Source organism: Algoriphagus persicinus, assembly GCF_035156415.1.
Lineage (GTDB): Bacteria > Bacteroidota > Bacteroidia > Cytophagales > Cyclobacteriaceae > Algoriphagus > Algoriphagus persicinus.
The window spans coordinates 68,297-85,983 of the sequence record NZ_JAYEEY010000022.1 but is presented as its reverse complement, the minus strand read 5'-3'; the positions used below and the strand labels follow the sequence as shown (position 1 = coordinate 85,983).

Below are 17,687 nucleotides of genomic sequence, written 5' to 3'. Positions count from 1 at the left end.
GCCTATTGCTAAAGAGTTAAACAGTAGTCAAAAAAATAGAGACCGATTTCCTGAAATCGGCCTCTATTGAATAAAAAAGGCTGTCTCCAATAATGAAAATCAATATGAGACAGCCACTTTTACGTAATTATTTCAGAAAGCCAACAATAATTACTCCCCCAATTTTTATGTTATGAATGAATCAGACATCAAAAACAAACCTAGCATTCATCCTACCATTGAGGCTAAATGCCAAAAAATAGGCTTTTCCATGCCTTCTGATCTCTACATAGGCACCCTTTTGAAAACCTTGGTAGCCAGTAAACCCTGCGGTAATTTCCTCGAACTTGGCACTGGAATAGGCCTTTCCCTCTCATGGATGGCAGATGGCATGGATGATTGTGGACATCTTATTTCCATAGACAATGACCCAAAACTAACCGAGATAGTTAGCCAACTTTTTAGCCTAGATGCACGAGTCAATATTCTTTGTGAAGATGGTACTGAGTGGATCAAAAACTATTCGGGCGATAAATTCGACTTGATTTTTGCAGATGCTTGGCCAGGCAAATACAGTGAATTAGATGAGGTACTTGACTTGCTCAAGATTGGAGGACTCTATGTCATAGACGATATGGACGAGCAGCCAAACTGGCCAAAAGGACATGCCGCAAAAGCTGAGGAATTGGTAGAGATACTGGAGAAAAAAAAGGACTTTACTATTACTAAGATGAACTGGTCATCAGGGATTATTTTAATGACAAAACTTAGGTAGGCAAATTCTACCAATACTTTTTCCAAAAAAAACAGGTATGCGTAGCGATCATAACGCCATCAAATAAATAAAAAAAGTAACTACCCCGATTGCTAGTCCAATAATGAATACCGTGTAAGCATGGCCAAGGAGTTTATATTTTCTATTTAAAACTTTCCCTTGGTAGTATAATGAAATCGCCATCTGCTCCTGAACTTCTTTCTTTGAAATCAAAACACGGTCTATTTCTGCAAGGTATTCAGTCAGTGAATAATTCGAACTTACCCCAAAAAACATCATACTTGACTTCACTTCCTCATGCAGGTTGTTGCTTTTTCCCAGCACCTTGGGCCTAGCCGCTTGAACCGCTAGTATAGTAGATACGAGGCAAGTACTCAGTAAAATTAAAATCGGAACCAGAATAATAGTTCGCTGATAATCCAGCTGATGCGATAAAGTACCATATCCAATAATCGCCACCACAGAGGATATTACTAGCGCGTTGATGCTGATGACAATATTAGCTTTGTTGTCCGCGATTTGGAGCAGATTACAATTATTCATAAAAGTCACCCGAAAAAAAGTCTGTTGAGCTCGCTCGGTTTTGTCTTTTTTGGGCTCTAAAAATTCTTCCATTATGAAAACTTTTGTGAACGCTTAAATTACACAATAATTATTCAACAAACCTTAAGTCACTGAGAGAGTTTTGATTAGCCCCCACTTCCAAAATGATAACAAAAAGGAAATCCTAGAAAGCCTCAAGCAAATGGAAAAAGTCGGTATACTTAAACCATAAACCAAGTGAGTAATGAACGATTCGAGAAGAGAATTTTTAAAGAAAGCAGCCTTAGTCACAGGCGGAGCAAGTATCTGGAGCTCCATGCCCATGGCAGTGCAGCGAGCCATGGCTATTCCAGCAGCTCCCGGGACCACTTTTTATGATGCCGAGCATGTGGTAATGCTCATGCAGGAAAACCGCTCTTTTGATCACTGCTTTGGCACCATGAAAGGTGTCCGGGGCTTTAATGATCCAAGAGCAATCTCTCTACCTGACCAAAACCCAGTATGGCTACAGCCCGACAAAGATGGAAATCGCTTTGCCCCTTTCCGCTTTGACATCAAAGACACCAAAGCTACTTGGATGAGCGGCACGCCACATTCATGGGAGAATCAGGTGGATGCAAGAAATGAAGGCAAATACAACAACTGGATTGAGGCAAAAAGACCAGGCAAAGAATACTATGACCTTCCGCTTACCATGGGCTTTTATAGCCGTGAAGATCTGCCCTTCTACTATGCACTTGCAGATGCATTCACGGTATGTGATCAACACTTTTGCGCAGCACTTGCTGGCACCACTACCAACAGAAGTTACTTCTGGACAGGGAAAACACATGGAGCTGATAGGGAGAAGGCCAAAGTCCGGAATGGAGAATTGACTTATAATAGGGAGGGAAATTGGAAGACTTTTCCCGAGCGACTTGAGGAAAATGACATCTCGTGGAAAGTTTACCAGAATGAACTCAGTATCACTTCCGAACTAGAAGGTGAAGCAGAATCACTTTTAGCAAATTTCACAGACAATAACCTGGAGTGGTTTTCACAATTTGGCGTGCGTTTTAACCCTGCTCATTACCTTTTTCTGCAAAAAAGAGAAAAAGAACTACCTGCTGAAATAGCAGAACTGAAGGCAAAATTGGAAGGTAACCCGGCGAATGTCGATGAGTTGCAAAAAGAATTGAAGGAAAAAGAAGATGGGCTGGCCTATCTGGAAGTGTATCTTAAAAAATGGAATGCGGAGGAATTTGAAAAACTCTCTGATCATGCTAAAAACCTTCACAAAAAAGCATTTCAAACTAATACCGGTGATCCTGACTATCACCAGACAGAAAAACTTTCCTACCAAGAAAATGGGGAAGACCGGGAGACGCTGATTCCTAAGGGAGATATTCTGCACCAATTCCGAAAGGATGTCAAAGAAGGGACGCTGCCTACGGTCACCTGGCTGGTAGCTCCTCAAAAATTCTCTGATCATCCCAGTGCACCTTGGTATGGTGCCTGGTATGCATCGGAAGTAATGAATATTTTGACGGAAGATCCTGAAGTATGGAAAAAAACCATCTTTATTATTAATTACGATGAGAATGATGGCTATTTCGATCATGTCCCTCCTTTCGTCCCACCCAACCCTCATGAGCCAAATGGCAAAATGTCGGCTGGACTATCCAGTGCAGGAGAATTTGTGACCGCCGAGGAAGAATTAAAAGCTGGGTTCAAACCCGATGAAGCAAGAACAAGCCCAGTTGGCCTAGGATACAGAGTTCCACTGATAATTGCTTCACCATGGTCACGTGGTGGGTGGGTCAATTCTGAAGTGTGTGACATTACTTCTACCATTCAGTTTTTGGAGAAATTTCTTACTAAAAAGACTGGAAAGCACATCGAAGAATCCAATATCAGTTCTTGGCGAAGGACGGTAAGTGGGGATTTGACCTCAACATTCCGACCATACAATGGCGAGAAAATTAATCATGCAGAACCTATAGAACAGGAGAGATTTGTCAAGCAGATTTACAATGCCAAATTCAAAAATATCCCGACTAACTTTATAAAGCTTACGGAAGAAGAAGCAAGAAAAGAAGCCTCAAACCAAGCAAATTCTGCTGTTTTTGCAACTCAGGAAACTGGAACGAAGCCTTCCAACACATTGAAATATGACTTACATGCTGATGGGAAACTTAGTGCTGACGGAGAGAAATTTATAGTCACTTTCACTGCGTCTCAGGAGATTTTTGGAAAGGATGCTTTAGGCTCAGGATTCAATGTCTATGCTCCCGGAAACTATTTTAATCAAAAGACCAACTCATTTGAACCGGTAAAAACCTGGGCTTTTGCAGTGAAGTCCGGTGATAGTATTTCTTACGAATGGCCTATAGAAGAATTCGAAANAACTATTTTAATCAAAAGACCAACTCATTTGAACCGGTAAAAACCTGGGCTTTTGCAGTGAAGTCCGGTGATAGTATTTCTTACGAATGGCCTATAGAAGAATTCGAAAACGGGATTCCTCACTTACGAGTATATGGACCAAATGGATTCTACAGGGAATTTAAGGGTTATGCTCCTAACGCTACCATCGAAATTAATGCGAAGCCAATTTTCAAAAAGACCAAAGCAATGGAGGAACTAGCGCTGGTAATCAGAAACACCTCCGCATCAGACCTTACACTTATGGCTAAGGATGAGGTATATCTGAAATTAAACGAGAGCATAAAACTTCCAATCGGAGCTGAAAAAACGCTGAAAATCGACACCAGCAAATTCCAAGGTTGGTATCAGATCCACCTCTCCGCAAGGGAAAATCCAGATCTGAGTATCACCTATGCAGGAAGATTGGAAACCGGCAAAGAAAGCATTTCGGATCCTCAAATGGGAAGAGTACTCTAGATTAATATCTTAGCTACACTGTCCCAAAAGGAAAAAAATCAAAACGAAGACGAGGATAGTTCCTATGCATCCTCCACCTAGTTTGTAAGCACCATAGCCAGCGATTAGTCCTTTGAAGAGATTGTTCATGTTGGGGAAATTTAAGTTTTTATATGATTGCTATGGCTTCAATTCACAAGTTGTGCCAGAGCAATTCCATTTTGGAAACAGGTTCTCAATCGCCAGAATCTATAATTTCCCAGAAAAATACATTCTACTCCACGCTTTTTCTGAGAAAGAAACATCCCAAGTTGGGTACTGGAATTTTCCACTTCGCATTCTTTTAAAACACCAGTAAGCCATGTTCTCTCAATATTTCCCAAACCTCTGATTCCAATAATTCATCCAAGTCTCCAAATTCCAACTCATACCTTTCCCGAATCGTTTTCAGGGTATTGAGCTTTTGTTCATAGCCCACCGTTAGTAACATTTCACTAACCCACTGACCCAAATCAAGCGGAAGTTCCATCGCGAAATCTTCCTTTTTCCCAGAGAAAATCAATTCTGAGAGCTCATCTTCTTCGAAAACCTGCAACTCTGGCTGAGCCCCAATCCATAAAATCCTATTTCGATCTTTATATTCTGGAGTAGGTTCATTCCTGATTTCATTTGCAATAAAATTCTTGGGTACTGTCGTCTTTGGAACTTTGGTGTCAAACCATTCCTGAAGGGGAACATCAAAACAAACCCCGTGCATGTAATTGAAAAGTGATTTGCGCAAGCCTTCACCAAAAAGCTCATGATCAGCTCCTGTGGGATCATCATGGGGCAGGTCATTATTGGCAAAAGAACCTTCAGAAGGCATTAGATTTACCGCTCCGAAAGCCTGTGGATCAAGACCCACGGGACTATGTGCCGTCATGGCAAAGCGATGCCAGAAACCAGATTGGATCACTCCAGCTTGGATCAATTGTCTAACCATCTCCAGAGAGTCAATCGTCTCCTGGGCAGTCTGGGTTGGAAATCCATACATCAGATATGCATGAACCATGATTCCTGCTTGGGTAAAATGATTGGTCACCTGAGCAACTTGAGAGACCGTCACTCCTTTTTTGATCAATGCCAACAAACGGTCTGAAGCTACTTCCAAACCACCGGAAACGGCAATACATCCAGAAGCTCTAAAAAGTCGGCAAAGATCTGCCGTGAAATTGCTTTCAAAGCGAATATTCGTCCACCAGACCACAGAAAGCTCTCTGCGAAGAATCTCAATTGCCAAATCTCGCATCAATGCTGGGGGTGCGGCTTCGTCAACGAAGTGGAAACCATTTTCTCCGGTTTGAGCGATAATTTCTTCTATTCGATCACATAAAATCGAAGCGGTAATTGGCTCGTATCTTCCGATATAATCCAAAGAAACATCACAAAAAGTACATTTACCCCAATAGCAGCCATGCGCCAGCGTCATCTTATTCCAGCGACCATCGGACCAAAGTCGGTGCATTGGATTTGCCACCTCAATTACAGAAAGGTAATCGCGAATCAGCAAATCGCTGTAATCAGGAGTTCCGACTTCCCGCTGAGGAACATCTTTGGCAGGATTACTATTGCAAAAAGTCACTTTTCCATCAATTCGGGCAAAGGTTCTTTTCAACTCAGTCACCGGAATTTTCCCATCCAGATGATCTAGCAAAAGCCGAATTGGAGCTTCCCCATCATCCAGCACAATAAAGTCCATGTAATCAAAAACACTAGGTTCTTTCAGAGAGCGCAGTTCTGTATTTGGATAACCTCCCCCCATCCAAAGCACTAGTTCAGGATGATATTTTTTGAGGTATTGGCCGCATTTGAATGCGCCATAGAGATTTCCCGGAAAAGGCACCGAAAAAGCCACTGAAGTCGGTTGATACTGCTGGATTTTTTGCTCTAGCAAATCACACATCATGCCGTCGATTAGTCCAGAATCCTGATGTAAAGCCCTATGCATTTCATCAAAAGAATTGGCAGACAGCCCTAACCGCTCCGCATATCTGCTAAAGCCAAAATTCGGATCAATCTGCTCACTGATCAAATCTCCAAGATCTTCCAGGTAAAGCGTGGCAAAATACCGCGCCTTATCACGAATGCCCAGCGTACCAAAAGCCCATTCCAGATCATCCAATTGCTCGAAACGACTTGCTTCTGGCAGATAATCGCCTTCTGCAATCCGGTATGCAAGCGTAGGATTTCTATCCTGTAGAAAAGCAATCACAGGATCTATGGTTTGCAGGTAATTAGCCTTCAAGCGTACCATTCTAGCCGTATTATCAGACAAATCAGGTTCGTTTGCTTCGATCTCCTGGAAGATTTTCTGCAATCCAGTTTTAGAAAAAAGCTGCAAAATCACTTCAATTCCCAAATCAACCTGACTGGATTCTACACCGATCTGATTGAGGTATCCTTTCAGATAGGCCGTCGCAGGATAAGGCGTATTAAGCTGAGTAAAAGGCGGGGTAATGAAGAGAACTTTTGAGGCCAAAATGTTATGTCGGTGATTTGCGCCTGCAATTTCGAAATAAAATTGTTCTTATGTGGTTATCTGTGTTTTCCCTACCGGGAAATTGATTTAAAATATATCACCCCTTCAGGGTTTGGATTAAACACCTGACGTTATTTCTATAATCATTTCAGCCTTTCAGGCTTCTAAATCCCGAAGGGATGTCAGTATTATAGCTAAAAAAACATTTATTTCAATGGGTAACCCTGAAGGGGTGGCATCTTTATCTGTAAGCATGGAATACGGAAATAATCATGATTTTCAAGGGACCCATATTCACCCATAAATTACACGAACGCACATTATAGAATCTGGCATTTTAGTAAATTACACAACTAGCCATAAAACCAAAACCATGAACGAACTTAAAAAAGAAGACATCAATCAGGAAGTTTTCGACCTCTATGATGCCTATGCTCACAATAAACTGGAGCGCAGACAATTCATCGAAAAACTATCCGCTTATGCCGTCGGAGGCGTAACGGTCGCCGCACTCATGAGTGCAATGATGCCAAATTACTTGGACACACGCACGATTAAATCCGATGATCCGCGTCTTGCTTCGGACTACATCATGTATGATTCACCAAAAGGCGGAGGAAAAATCAAAGGGTTACTTTCTACACCAACAGGAACTTCTGGAAAAGTACCGGGAGTAGTAGTAGTTCATGAAAATCGCGGACTGAATCCTTACATAGAAGATGTGGGAAGAAGAACTGCTGTGGCGGGTTTTATTTCTTTAGCTCCAGATGCGCTAACTCCACTTGGCGGATATCCAGGCAATGATGACGAAGGACGTGCGATGCAAAGTAAGCGGGATAGAAATGAAATGCTGGAGGACTTTATCGCGGCCTATGAATACCTGAAAAACCATCCCAACTGCACGGGAGAAGTGGGCGTGGTAGGATTCTGCTTTGGTGGCTGGATAGCCAATATGATGGCAGTGCGGATTCCAGAACTTGGTGCGGCTGTTCCTTACTATGGAGGTCAGCCTTCCGCAGAGGAAGCAGCCCAAATCAAAGCGCCACTTATGCTGCAATTCGCCGGTTTGGATGAGCGGGTAAATGCAGGATGGCCAGCCTACGAGGAAGTTCTGAAGGAAAACGGAGTAGAATACCAGGCATTTATCTATCCAGATACCAATCATGGTTTTCATAACAATACCACTCCCCGCTACGATGAAGCAGCAGCCACTTTATCTTGGGATAGGACGATAGGGTTTTTCAAAGTACATCTACAGGGGTAAGCCATTAGAATTAAAGAGGGCTGAAACGCACTCTTTTTTATACTCATACGAAACGGGCAATAAACTAACTTCCTAAAATGAATTATTAATCCCTTTGAAAAGATTTAAAAAATCAAACTGAAACTCTCAGATAATTTACTTTTAGATTGGACAAACCCAAAAAATATAGACATGAGAAAGCTACTCTACCTTTGTTTATTGTTTGCATTTAGCTGCACTGAGGATTTTGTTTTAGACCAAAACCAAATTCTGAATGATGATTTGCAGAATATAGAAAAATCCCTTCAGGCTGCATTGAAGGTCTGTAATAGTGAAGCAATGCCATGGTTGTCGGAAATGCTCCAAAAAGCAGAAGAGGACAGGCTCTACCAAGAACATATGGGGCAATATACAGGATACATTTCCGTAGTCCAGTATAAAAAGGAAATATATTTCTATACTACATTTCCTATGGGGAGCGGAGGGATTTATGCATACATTTTTGATTGCAATGGAATAAGGCAACAGTCCTTACCAGAAGAACAGCTTACGTACTTCCATAAAACCGCCCGTAACAGAAATTTAGTGATTTATTCAACAATTGATTTCAAAAATTAAATTAAAATCTACGAAATGGAACTTAGACCCATTGCAGCATGTCTGATACAGGAATCAACAATTTGACGGGGAAGAAAAGAAAGTGGCTGACAAATTACAGGTTGACCCGCAAGATTCGTATTTTTGGACATGATGTTTTTGGTGTGGTAACTTCAAACATCATAAACTTTAGCGAGGTGTCAAAACCTCGCTATTGTATTTTTTCAAGATGAACAAAAACAAGGGGTGTTTTTGTCGGATGACAGTAAAAAGATATTAAAGTTTGAAAACAAAAACCTCCCAATACGATTAATTTTTTTAAAATATTATCGATTTCAAGAAGACAAATTAAATTACCCAAACGTATTTTGCGGGTTTGGATTCCATGCTACCTCGGAAAATCCAAACATCGATATGAATACTGTTAATAAACTTTGCCTCAAACATCATGCATTATTCACTGATGATTTTGATGGAGAAATAAAGCCTACACTCTTCGATGGAGTAGACGAAAAAAACATTGTTGAATCTTTCAACAATTTCTATATGTACAACATCCTATATGATTTAATACTACGTTGGGTACATGAGGAAGGTAAATTTGAACTTGATTATAAATGGATAGCAAACGAAAGGGCAGAAAGCTTTTGACTTTCGAAGAAAGCTTTTCAGATGTAAGCGTCACCTTTCTAATTGTGTCCTCTGCGTAACCCTCCGTGACCACTGAGGTTAAACTTTAAACCCAAACCCATGCATCAAAAAATGAAATCATTAAAAATAATAGGCTCTTTTTTAGCTGTTATACTCCTACCTTTTTCATGCACCAATCCAACCACAGATTGGTCGGCACAGACAGAAATCACTAAATGGCCTGATGGCAAGAATGGCGCGATTTCCATCACATATGACGATGGAATAATCAATCAGTTGACTATCGCAAAACCAATAATGGACAGTTTAAGCCTTCCTGGTACCTTTTTCATCATCACTGGAAAAGTCGAAGGATCTGGCAAAGGAAAATTTATAGGTAGGGATCCAGATACCATCATTGCGGAAACTTCAACCATCAAAACTGATTCCACCAATTTCTTTGAGCGCGCCTCCCTAATTGCTTTTACCGGAACCACCGAAGCTGAGGAATATCATGCAAATGTGGGGTCACTTTATGAAGCTGGTAAAGTAGCTGAGGCGTATCAACTCTTGGACGAAGGATATGAAAAAATTCGAAACGGCCGCATGAGAAACACGAATGAGGTGGTTTTTCATAATAACCCAGTTGATACAACTACCTGGGAGCAATATAAATCCTATGCAGAGCAAGGCCATGAAATCTCTTCACACACGGTCACGCATCCTAGACTCGCTGTTCTCGATGAGGCAAACATGCGCTATGAATTGGAGCAAAGTAAGGCTGACTTAGCGGAATTTATGGGAGAGGAATCTACTTTTTCTGCCGAAGGTCCTTATGGTACTGAAAATGAAAGAGTCATGGAATACGCATACGATATATATCCTGCTCTAAGAAACCGGATGCCTGAAGACTGGCTTGAAGAAATAAATAGAGGAAGCAAAAAACAGCCTGGCCAAACCAGTAAGGAATATGTTCAGTGGCAAAGAGGTGCACTTAGCACCACAGGCATTGACCAGATGAAAGCTTGGACTGATACTACTAATACTCATGACAACATTTGGCTAGTGCTGGTTATTCATGGCGTGGAAGATTACGGATGGGAACCCTTGAAGACTGAGGAGCTAAAACAATACTTTGGTCATATTAAAGAGAATGAGGATTCCCTGTGGATCGCAACATTTGGTGACGTCACTAAGTATCTTCGGGAAAGAAAAGCTGCTACTATCACTGCTGAGCTTGAGTCAAATGAAATCAGAATCACTATGACTTCTGAGTTAGACCCCAATATTTACGACCTCCCTTTAACACTAAAAACCTACCTGCCAGATGGATGGGAAAGTGTAAATTTAAAGCAAAGTATAGGCGATAGCCCTCTTGAAGTTTTGTCAGATACTAAGGGCGACTATGTACAGTATTCCATTTCCCCATCCGAATCCAGCGTTAAACTTATCAAAATGGAGTAAAGCTTTTGCTAATTTTCATAATAGGTGAAAAACAGTCTCATACTAGTTCAACCCTTTCAGGGTTGGTAGATAAATTAGAAACTCCCTGATCCATGGGTTACACCCATGGTTATTGAGAAGTTTGATCCTTTCAGGATCATTTGCGGAAATCAAATATCACAAAAAAACTGACCACAAAGTGGTCGAACCTTTCAATAACCGCTGGTGAAACCCGTGGGTAAACCTAAACTCACACAATTCCAAACGACCCCGAAGGGTGTCGAACCCTGGAATTTGTAATTCAATATGCCTATAAAGTGGTCTGTGAAGACACATACCACGGCGGCAGCAGAATCCTAGAAGTACTATTTCTGATTTTTCATTTGCATATCCTCACCTCGGCTTGTTAATTGCTTGCTAAAAGCTTTAAACATTACATTTTTATATATGATAGAAAATAAATTCAACATCGCGGTACTTATTGACGGTGATAATGCCCAAGCCAGATTAATCAAAGAAATACTGGAAGAGGTATCCAAGTATGGAAAAGCGACAATTCGTAGAATTTACGGAGACTGGACCACGCCTCACATGAATAGCTGGAAGGAAATGATCAACCTTCATTCTTTCAGTCCCATCCAGAAATTCTCCTATACTACTGGCAAGAACTCTACTGACAGCTCGATGATCATCGATGCCATGGATATACTCCACAGCAATAGTGTTGATGGTTTTTGCATCGTTTCCTCAGATTCTGATTACACAGGATTGGCAAAAAGAATCCGTGAAGAAGGCATGTTTGTGATGGGAATCGGACGTAGGATTACCCCAAAAGCTTTTGTACAGTCCTGCGAGATTTTCACTTATGCCGAGAATCTTTCCCCACAAGCCAAAGAAGAAAACAACAAACCGGAGGCAAAGAAAACTGAGAAAAGTAAGGTAAGTACTACGCGTAAAAATGTGGTAGTAGAGGAAGAAGTCAAAAAGGAAACTCCAGTCAAAGAAACTCAGGAACTGGATTTAAAGATCATAGACAAAGCCTTTGAAATATCTTCAGATGAAGAAGAAGAAATTCACATCGCAAAAATCGGATCTTCTCTTCGAAAGATCGATCCAAGCTTTGACCCGAGATCCTATGGCTTCAGAAACCTGACAGAGCTTTTCAAAAGTTTGAAAAAATATCAGGTAATGAAAAACGAAGTAAATGGGCTGAATTATCCGCTAGTGAAGCTTAAATAAAAATCTATTCATCCCGCAAGATAATTTAAACAGATGAAATCGAGCATGAATCAAGCGTCACACAGTGGGATGATTATAATCCTGCGAGATTCCATCTGACCATTAAAAAACAATTATAATTAGATGAAACTAAACCATACATTACTTTCCACACACTTAGCTTTTTGTATTAATATTGAAAACAAAGGCTCTATACTTCAGTAAGGCCACAAAAATTGCTCCTCCAAAAGCATTCCCAATTAACGCCGTGCTTTGGAAAGAAAGATAATTCCAAAGTGAAATATCCGGAGAGCTCAGCATCCCTGAAAATACCTCCACACTGCCGATAATACTATGATGCAAGCCAGTAAATGACATTACTGCTGTGATTATAAATATCATCACAATCCTACTAATAGTATCTCTGGAGGAAGCTAACAACCAAGACAATAAGCCCATGAGCCATCCGGCAACTATCGCACTCACAAAGATCACGTAGGTATCCGCAAGAAGTACATGCTCAGCTATCTCCACCACCACTTCCCTATTGAAAATCCCCAAATGTGGGCCAAGCCATAATAATATGCCAGCCATCAAATAACCTCCCACTAGGTTTCCTGCTATTACAACTCCCCATAACTTCAGCATACTGCCGACTGTCCGGTTTTTATTCAATACTGGAAGTGTCAACAATGCTGTCTGCTCTGTAAAAAGAATGCTCTGCCCCAATACAACCAAGATAAATCCCAGAGGATAGACCAAGGACACCAATCTGATGAGGGAATCATCCTCTACTTTTCCCATCAGAAAAAAATACAAGGAGCAAATCATGAGATAACTGAAGCCAATCTCCAATCCAGCTGTGAGGGAACTGGTAAATAAGCTTTGGTAGCTTTTGTCGTAAGTTTCCAGCGCATCGATGATCTGATCACGTAATATTTCTCCATGAGTCTTGGCAGAATCTGTATTCTTAGATTTTGATTTGCGGAGTTCCTTATCAATCTCTCGCTGCTGATCTTGAGCTACTTGCTCCTCAGTTTTCTCTTTTTTCCAAGCCATTCATCAGGTGATTATAAATACAACTAGCTTACAATTTAAGTTTATCAGCATGGAATAGGAGAAAAAAATCACCTGTAAACTAAAAGGAATTACAACTCATTGATAATCAAACACTCAAAAAACTATTCAGTAGTTCTACATTTACTTAAAATATTAAAATCAAATCGCCGATCATCTTTTAAAATGTCAAAAAAGTCCTTCAGGTAATTATTCATAAATTTAATCTCATTCCCAGACACCAAATTCTCTAATCTCTCTACCTCAGCGAAGAGCAATAACTCCTTTTCCAAATACTCATCTCTGATTGCTTTCATCATCAATTCATCTCTGCAAAAACCTCGGTATAATCTCTGGCTTACTGTCTTGATATCCACCAGATTGCTGACCTGAGCATAAGGTGGCAACACCATCCCCGTCATATCAAAATCATACGCCAGCGGGACTACTTTTTTAGCATCTAGCTTCAGAATTTTCATGTTATGCTGATACATGCTAGACCAGTCTGTATTGCCTATCATGTATTGAAATAAATCATGTCGAATCGCTGCCGTATCCTCCAAAACAGCCCCAATGATCTTTTTATTTTCCAAAATCTCTCCATCAAATCTGTCTGCTACCTTATCATCGTCTTCAATTAAAAACCCTAGAAGCTGCGTTGATTGACCCTTTTTATCATCCTCGTTTTCAAAATTGATACGAATCATGCGCGTATGGAACGTATATTCACTCACTTGCTCGTAGAGCTGGTAGCATAGAAATTCCTTCACTATATACGAATCAGCATTTTTAGCTGTAGAACAAGGAAAAACAACTTTCAAATTCCTGCTCCCATCAAAAATATTATCCTTGCCTTCTTTCTTTTTAAGCTTCATCCTGATGGGCGGATAATAGCAGTTTTCTTTACGGAAATTGCCTCTCACTCTCAGCCCCACCTCCAGTGTATCAAGTGCTCCATCCGGAGTTCTATAGATCAGCATAGAATCCATGAACGTCGAATCATTTGTCTCGCCCCGAAGCTGCTTCACAGAAAATTTCATGTTGATTTCCAAGATTTCTTCGGAATCAAAAAGTTGCTCACCTTGCTGCGAAAATGCAGAGAATGAGACAAATACAAAACTGAAAATCAGAGATAAAAGCTTTTTCATACTCCTAAAGTTTAACTGACTACAATCAAAAACTAAGTAGATAGAACTATTTCAGTCTTAGCTTGCTAATTTAAGTATTCTCAGCTATAAATTTTAATATACCATTGGAGACTGTAGGTACTCTTGTATGCTAAAGACTGCTCAGCATAATATTCTTGAACTCCACTTCGGCTCCTTCGGCTTGTAAGGCAATTTGTCCACGGGTTGCAGTCGCATTGAAGCCGTCATTTACCAGATCACCATTCAGCCAGACGGTCACTTTATCTGCATCACATACGATCTTGATATGATTCCACTCCCCAAGCGGTTTTTCTGAATCATCAGTGAGATTCTTGATTCTTCTCTCCTTCCGCCCATTCACGCCCCAGTTCTCCTTCGGGCCACGTCTAGCTTCCATGTCCTCCACCTCGATATTCTGCTGTATGCACCAGAAATCCCCAGCATTGCTGTGCATGAGCTGTACTTCTATTGATTTGGGGAACATGTCATACAATGCCCGAGGCGTAGATGCATGAACCAGAATCCCACAGTTACCAGGCTTTCCGGCAAATCGATAATCCAGCTCCAGCGTGTAATTGTCATATTCAGCCTCTGAGATCAAGTGGCCTTGAGGCGTACCCAAACTTACCAAAAGTCCATCGCGAATGATAAAGGGAATTCGTAATGAACTGTCTGCTTCTAGGTCAGGAACATCCATATACCAGCCTGCCAGGCTTTTTCCATCGAAGAGATTTTTGGTTTGACTTTGGGCAAAAAATGTAACTAGGACAAAAAGCAATAGTAAGGTAATTCTTCTCATGATTTTGGGATAAAGTTAAACCCGCATTATGCATTAGCAAATCTACTACGGCTTCAAACCGCCTCAAAATCAGTCGCTATGCTTCACTTTTCGCTCTCACCGTAGCGGTGCTACGACTCGATCTCCAAAGTGACTGATTTTCTTGCAGTTTGAACCCTCGTTACGAATCCTAATGCATAGTCCGGGTTAAAGAGTGGTTAAGCTAAAAAGAATCTGTGCATCCTTCACTCTTCATCACCTACTTTTTGTAGGTAATTGAAAAACTTCTTGAATCCATCTGGTTCAAAGTTTTCAGACCTGTAGCTCTCGCAATCTTATCTAAAAATTACCAATATTGATTGCTAAAAATATTTAGTCAACCAAGAAAAGGCTGATACGATGCGCATCAGACCAAACTCAGCTCCATCAGTTGAACTGTTCTACTTACGTTTTTGACCTGTCGCAAAAATTCGATTCACATTAAATCCCAATCTAAACCCATCTCCAATCGTACCATTGCCACCAGCCAACAGGTATTGCTCATTTAATGCCTGAGAAGTCACAAAATACATTTGGAAGACATGTCCACCCGCTTCGATATCCCAACCGATACCAAAATTATCACGTAAGTCAGTGTTGAGGTTTGGAATGTATTGTAGGGAAAGTGAAGAGCGATCAGTAACCTTAAATTTGCCGCTAAATCCTAGTGCTAAATAAACATTCTCAGTTCCTTCAATCTGATAAACAGGTCTTATATCAGTAAAATAAGCCATCATTGGAGTCAACTGAATACTGATTTTAGGAGAAAACTTCCGTGCAAGCATTAGTTGCCCGAAGTAACTCATTCGCTCACTAAAAGTCGGTGGTGGCTCAGGTAAAAATTTATAATTGGAACTATTCACTCCCGCTCCTCCTGCCAAACTCAAGGAAAATAGCTTGCTCCCATTCTGTGTTTGCTGAAAAACATGATAGCGACCAAAGACATTGTATAGTTTATCCTGACTAGTCCGGGAAGCTGCTATGGATAGTTTATCATTCAAAGCAAACTCAAAGCTGAACTGAATATTTGCACCATTATCCAACCCAAAGAGGTTTTCTATTCCCCCACCCAAAGGACCAAAAGTGTGCATAATCGCAAAATGCATGGATTTCTTATCCAATGGCTCTACGGTCAACAAGTTTATATGCCTTGGAGCATGGAAAATCAATTCCACAGGTTGATTTTCATTAACCAGTTTTCTTTCCAATTGTGCGAAAAGTGAAAAAGGAATAATCGAAAAAAGGATCAGGAGTACAATTCGATTCATAACTTTTTGGATTTCAGAGTTGCCTTGATAGTAACAGATTGATTTTCCGCCAACTCATAGAAAACGAGCTTTGGAAGAGGTATATTAAAATCCGAAAGCAGCACTTCAAATACTGCATCTAGTTCTAATTCACCTTTCGAATTTTTAGAAAGAGTACCTTTTACTTCGATTTCTCTCTCAACACCGTGAATTTTAAACTTCCCTACTGCGCTAACTGAAGTTTTGCCCCCAGGATTTAGAGTTGGAATTGAACTCATCTGGCCGGTAAATTCAGCAAAAGGATATTTCTCAGTCTCCAAATAATTATCCCGCATGTGCTTATCCCGTAGTCCTATTCCCGTTTCTAGAGTATTGAGGTCCACATAGAAATCCAGTAAGTTATTTGAAAGGTCAATCAAACCATGAAGCTTATTTGACACCCCATTGAACTCACTCAAAGGTGCTTTTGAGAGAAAATTAACATTCCCAGCCTCTGTAAGGAAAGTCTGAGCTATACTGAGGTTTGTGACAAAAAAGAAGAAAAGGACTAGCCTTTTCATGACTTAGTCACGGTCAAATCTGTTCCATTTAATGAAGTAGCATAAGTTTTTAAAGGGCGAATGGCGGGGCCTTGCAAGACATTTCCAGAAGTATCAAACTCCGAACCATGACAGGTGCAGGTAAATTTGCTATTTGTGAAGGTCCAGTTACGATCGCAAGCTGAATGGGTACATATGGACGTTAAGGCTCGGTATGATCCGCCTACATTCACGACCAATAGTTGTGCATTAATGATTAATAGCCAGCCTCCGTTAGTAGCCAATGCTGCCTGCTCTTTCAAATCAATTTTAATGGCATTTCCCGCAACAGATATTCCACTGGTGCTTGTTGGCGGAGGAGTTGTCGTAGTTCTGGGGTTCTGATCCTCAGAATCAGAACAACTAGTAAAAAATGAGAGTCCAAATGCTGTCATTACTGCGGTCATACCAGCACTCTCTATAAATTCTCTTCGGGAATTGCTTAGACTTCCTGATTTAGATTTGATCTGGTCCATGGTTCTAGTTTGAGCCTAATTTACGAGGTTATAACTCACTTTGGATGTAAATGTTTTTAAATAAAAAACATCAGAAAAAAATGGTACACTACCATGAAGATGATACTTCAGTAGTTAAAACCTTACGGTGAACAGACAATTGATATATAGAATAAATGCTACTTCGCCCTCGCTTCCCAGATTCTCATAAAAAGCATGTGCGCCATTCTCCTGGCATGTTCCTTGGCGTAACTGGCATTTTCTCCCTCGAAATATTTATCCAAGGTCTGAAACCAGAGCTCCAACCAATTGCCAAAATGAGCCTGCTGTATGCTATTGTCGACTTCAGCATCTACTTGTCTGTGGACTTTCACGGGGTTGAATTTCCCTGCACCTGGTCCAGTTTGTAGTAAGATCATTTCCCAGAAATCACTTAGATGGGTCAAGTGCGCATCCCAGTCTTTGACTACTCCATTGAAAATCGGCCCCAGCGTGTCATGCTGACGAATTTGATCATAAAATCTTCTTACCAAAAAATCAACTTCTTTCCTCGATTTTATATCGATTTTATCCATTTT

General features: G+C 40.7%; 17 protein-coding genes. 8 read left to right on the top strand and 9 right to left on the bottom strand.

All coding sequences use genetic code 11. The features are described from left to right. Positions 1–172: 172 nt before the first annotated feature. The gene (locus U3A58_RS16525; RefSeq protein ID WP_323825267.1) at positions 173–754 is read left to right on the top strand and encodes an O-methyltransferase; all 582 of its coding nucleotides are present in this window, start codon (positions 173–175) and stop codon (positions 752–754) included. 48 nt (positions 755–802) lie between these two features. On the opposite strand, the gene U3A58_RS16520 is transcribed toward U3A58_RS16525, so the two are convergent. Beyond that, on the bottom strand, positions 803–1,369 hold the full coding sequence (locus U3A58_RS16520) for a Pycsar system effector family protein (RefSeq protein ID WP_323825265.1): 567 nt from the start codon (positions 1,367–1,369) through the stop codon (positions 803–805). Between the two features lie 172 nt (positions 1,370–1,541). Between U3A58_RS16520 and U3A58_RS16515 the strand changes: the two genes are divergently transcribed. Then, on the top strand, positions 1,542–3,722 hold the full coding sequence (locus tag U3A58_RS16515) for a phosphocholine-specific phospholipase C (protein WP_323825263.1): 2,181 nt from the start codon (positions 1,542–1,544) through the stop codon (positions 3,720–3,722). After that, on the top strand, positions 3,659–4,180 hold the full coding sequence (locus tag U3A58_RS16510; RefSeq protein ID WP_323825261.1) for a phospholipase domain-containing protein: 522 nt from the start codon (positions 3,659–3,661) through the stop codon (positions 4,178–4,180). Before U3A58_RS16515 ends, U3A58_RS16510 begins: the two co-directional genes overlap by 64 nt. 322 nt (positions 4,181–4,502) lie before the next feature. Here U3A58_RS16510 and U3A58_RS16505 read toward each other — a convergent pair whose 3' ends face one another. Then, the gene (locus U3A58_RS16505) at positions 4,503–6,677 is read right to left on the bottom strand and encodes a B12-binding domain-containing radical SAM protein (RefSeq protein ID WP_323825259.1); all 2,175 of its coding nucleotides are present in this window, start codon (positions 6,675–6,677) and stop codon (positions 4,503–4,505) included. 373 nt (positions 6,678–7,050) lie between these two features. Here U3A58_RS16505 and U3A58_RS16500 point away from each other — a divergent pair, with 373 nt between their 5' ends. The 5 genes from U3A58_RS16500 (at position 7,051) to U3A58_RS16480 (ending at position 11,829) form a co-directional block, all read left to right on the top strand. Beyond that, positions 7,051–7,941, top strand: a complete 891-nt coding sequence (locus tag U3A58_RS16500) for a dienelactone hydrolase family protein (protein WP_323825256.1) — start codon at positions 7,051–7,053, stop codon at positions 7,939–7,941. A 171-nt stretch (positions 7,942–8,112) separates the two neighbouring features. Continuing rightward, positions 8,113–8,538: a hypothetical protein gene (locus U3A58_RS16495; RefSeq protein ID WP_323825254.1), complete on the top strand. Its 426-nt coding sequence runs from the start codon at positions 8,113–8,115 to the stop codon at positions 8,536–8,538. Between the two features lie 231 nt (positions 8,539–8,769). Beyond that, positions 8,770–9,168 carry a hypothetical protein gene (locus tag U3A58_RS16490; RefSeq protein ID WP_323825252.1) on the top strand — a complete coding sequence of 133 codons (399 nt, stop codon included), beginning with the start codon at positions 8,770–8,772 and terminating at the stop codon, positions 9,166–9,168. Between the two features lie 111 nt (positions 9,169–9,279). Further along, on the top strand, positions 9,280–10,611 hold the full coding sequence (locus U3A58_RS16485; RefSeq protein ID WP_323825250.1) for a polysaccharide deacetylase family protein: 1,332 nt from the start codon (positions 9,280–9,282) through the stop codon (positions 10,609–10,611). Between the two features lie 426 nt (positions 10,612–11,037). Next, on the top strand, positions 11,038–11,829 hold the full coding sequence (locus U3A58_RS16480) for an NYN domain-containing protein (protein WP_323825248.1): 792 nt from the start codon (positions 11,038–11,040) through the stop codon (positions 11,827–11,829). A gap of 156 nt (positions 11,830–11,985) precedes the next feature. Here the strand turns inward: U3A58_RS16480 and U3A58_RS16475 are convergent, their stop codons facing one another. The 7 genes from U3A58_RS16475 to U3A58_RS16445 all read right to left on the bottom strand — a co-directional run bounded on the left by U3A58_RS16475 (position 11,986) and on the right by U3A58_RS16445 (position 17,684). Further along, complete coding sequence (locus tag U3A58_RS16475) at positions 11,986–12,867, bottom strand: formate/nitrite transporter family protein (protein ID WP_323825246.1); 882 nt, start codon at positions 12,865–12,867, stop codon at positions 11,986–11,988. Between the two features lie 122 nt (positions 12,868–12,989). Next, a complete protein-coding gene (locus U3A58_RS16470) occupies positions 12,990–14,012 on the bottom strand; it encodes a hypothetical protein (protein WP_323825244.1) in 1,023 nt (340 codons plus the stop codon). Between the two features lie 130 nt (positions 14,013–14,142). Beyond that, positions 14,143–14,811, bottom strand: a complete 669-nt coding sequence (locus U3A58_RS16465; protein WP_323825242.1) for a 3-keto-disaccharide hydrolase — start codon at positions 14,809–14,811, stop codon at positions 14,143–14,145. Positions 14,812–15,230: 419 nt separating this feature from the next. Then, complete coding sequence (locus U3A58_RS16460; protein ID WP_323825240.1) at positions 15,231–16,097, bottom strand: DUF5777 family beta-barrel protein; 867 nt, start codon at positions 16,095–16,097, stop codon at positions 15,231–15,233. Next, positions 16,094–16,636, bottom strand: coding sequence for a YceI family protein (locus tag U3A58_RS16455; protein WP_323825238.1), 543 nt, complete (start codon positions 16,634–16,636; stop codon positions 16,094–16,096). The genes U3A58_RS16460 and U3A58_RS16455 overlap by 4 nt, the downstream gene beginning before the upstream one ends. Continuing rightward, positions 16,633–17,130 (bottom strand): QcrA and Rieske domain-containing protein, encoded by a 498-nt coding sequence (locus U3A58_RS16450; protein WP_323825236.1) that lies wholly within the window; start codon positions 17,128–17,130, stop codon positions 16,633–16,635. Before U3A58_RS16450 ends, U3A58_RS16455 begins: the two co-directional genes overlap by 4 nt. 158 nt (positions 17,131–17,288) lie before the next feature. After that, entirely contained in the window at positions 17,289–17,684 is a 396-nt protein-coding gene (locus U3A58_RS16445; RefSeq protein WP_323825234.1) for a group III truncated hemoglobin, read from the bottom strand. Positions 17,685–17,687 lie beyond the last annotated feature (3 nt).

What these genes read in the sequence shown, in the direction of transcription:
- U3A58_RS16525 (WP_323825267.1), top strand. Translation starts at nt 173, where the DNA reads ATGAATGAATCAGACATCAAAAACAAACCTAGCATTCATCCTACCATT.
- U3A58_RS16520 (WP_323825265.1), bottom strand. Translation starts at nt 1,369, where the DNA reads ATGGAAGAATTTTTAGAGCCCAAAAAAGACAAAACCGAGCGAGCTCAA.
- U3A58_RS16500 (WP_323825256.1), top strand. Translation starts at nt 7,051, where the DNA reads ATGAACGAACTTAAAAAAGAAGACATCAATCAGGAAGTTTTCGACCTC.
- U3A58_RS16495 (WP_323825254.1), top strand. Translation starts at nt 8,113, where the DNA reads ATGAGAAAGCTACTCTACCTTTGTTTATTGTTTGCATTTAGCTGCACT.
- U3A58_RS16485 (WP_323825250.1), top strand. Translation starts at nt 9,280, where the DNA reads ATGAAATCATTAAAAATAATAGGCTCTTTTTTAGCTGTTATACTCCTA.
- U3A58_RS16480 (WP_323825248.1), top strand. Translation starts at nt 11,038, where the DNA reads ATGATAGAAAATAAATTCAACATCGCGGTACTTATTGACGGTGATAAT.
- U3A58_RS16475 (WP_323825246.1), bottom strand. Translation starts at nt 12,867, where the DNA reads ATGGCTTGGAAAAAAGAGAAAACTGAGGAGCAAGTAGCTCAAGATCAG.
- U3A58_RS16470 (WP_323825244.1), bottom strand. Translation starts at nt 14,012, where the DNA reads ATGAAAAAGCTTTTATCTCTGATTTTCAGTTTTGTATTTGTCTCATTC.
- U3A58_RS16465 (WP_323825242.1), bottom strand. Translation starts at nt 14,811, where the DNA reads ATGAGAAGAATTACCTTACTATTGCTTTTTGTCCTAGTTACATTTTTT.
- U3A58_RS16460 (WP_323825240.1), bottom strand. Translation starts at nt 16,097, where the DNA reads ATGAATCGAATTGTACTCCTGATCCTTTTTTCGATTATTCCTTTTTCA.
- U3A58_RS16455 (WP_323825238.1), bottom strand. Translation starts at nt 16,636, where the DNA reads ATGAAAAGGCTAGTCCTTTTCTTCTTTTTTGTCACAAACCTCAGTATA.
- U3A58_RS16450 (WP_323825236.1), bottom strand. Translation starts at nt 17,130, where the DNA reads ATGGACCAGATCAAATCTAAATCAGGAAGTCTAAGCAATTCCCGAAGA.
- U3A58_RS16445 (WP_323825234.1), bottom strand. Translation starts at nt 17,684, where the DNA reads ATGGATAAAATCGATATAAAATCGAGGAAAGAAGTTGATTTTTTGGTA.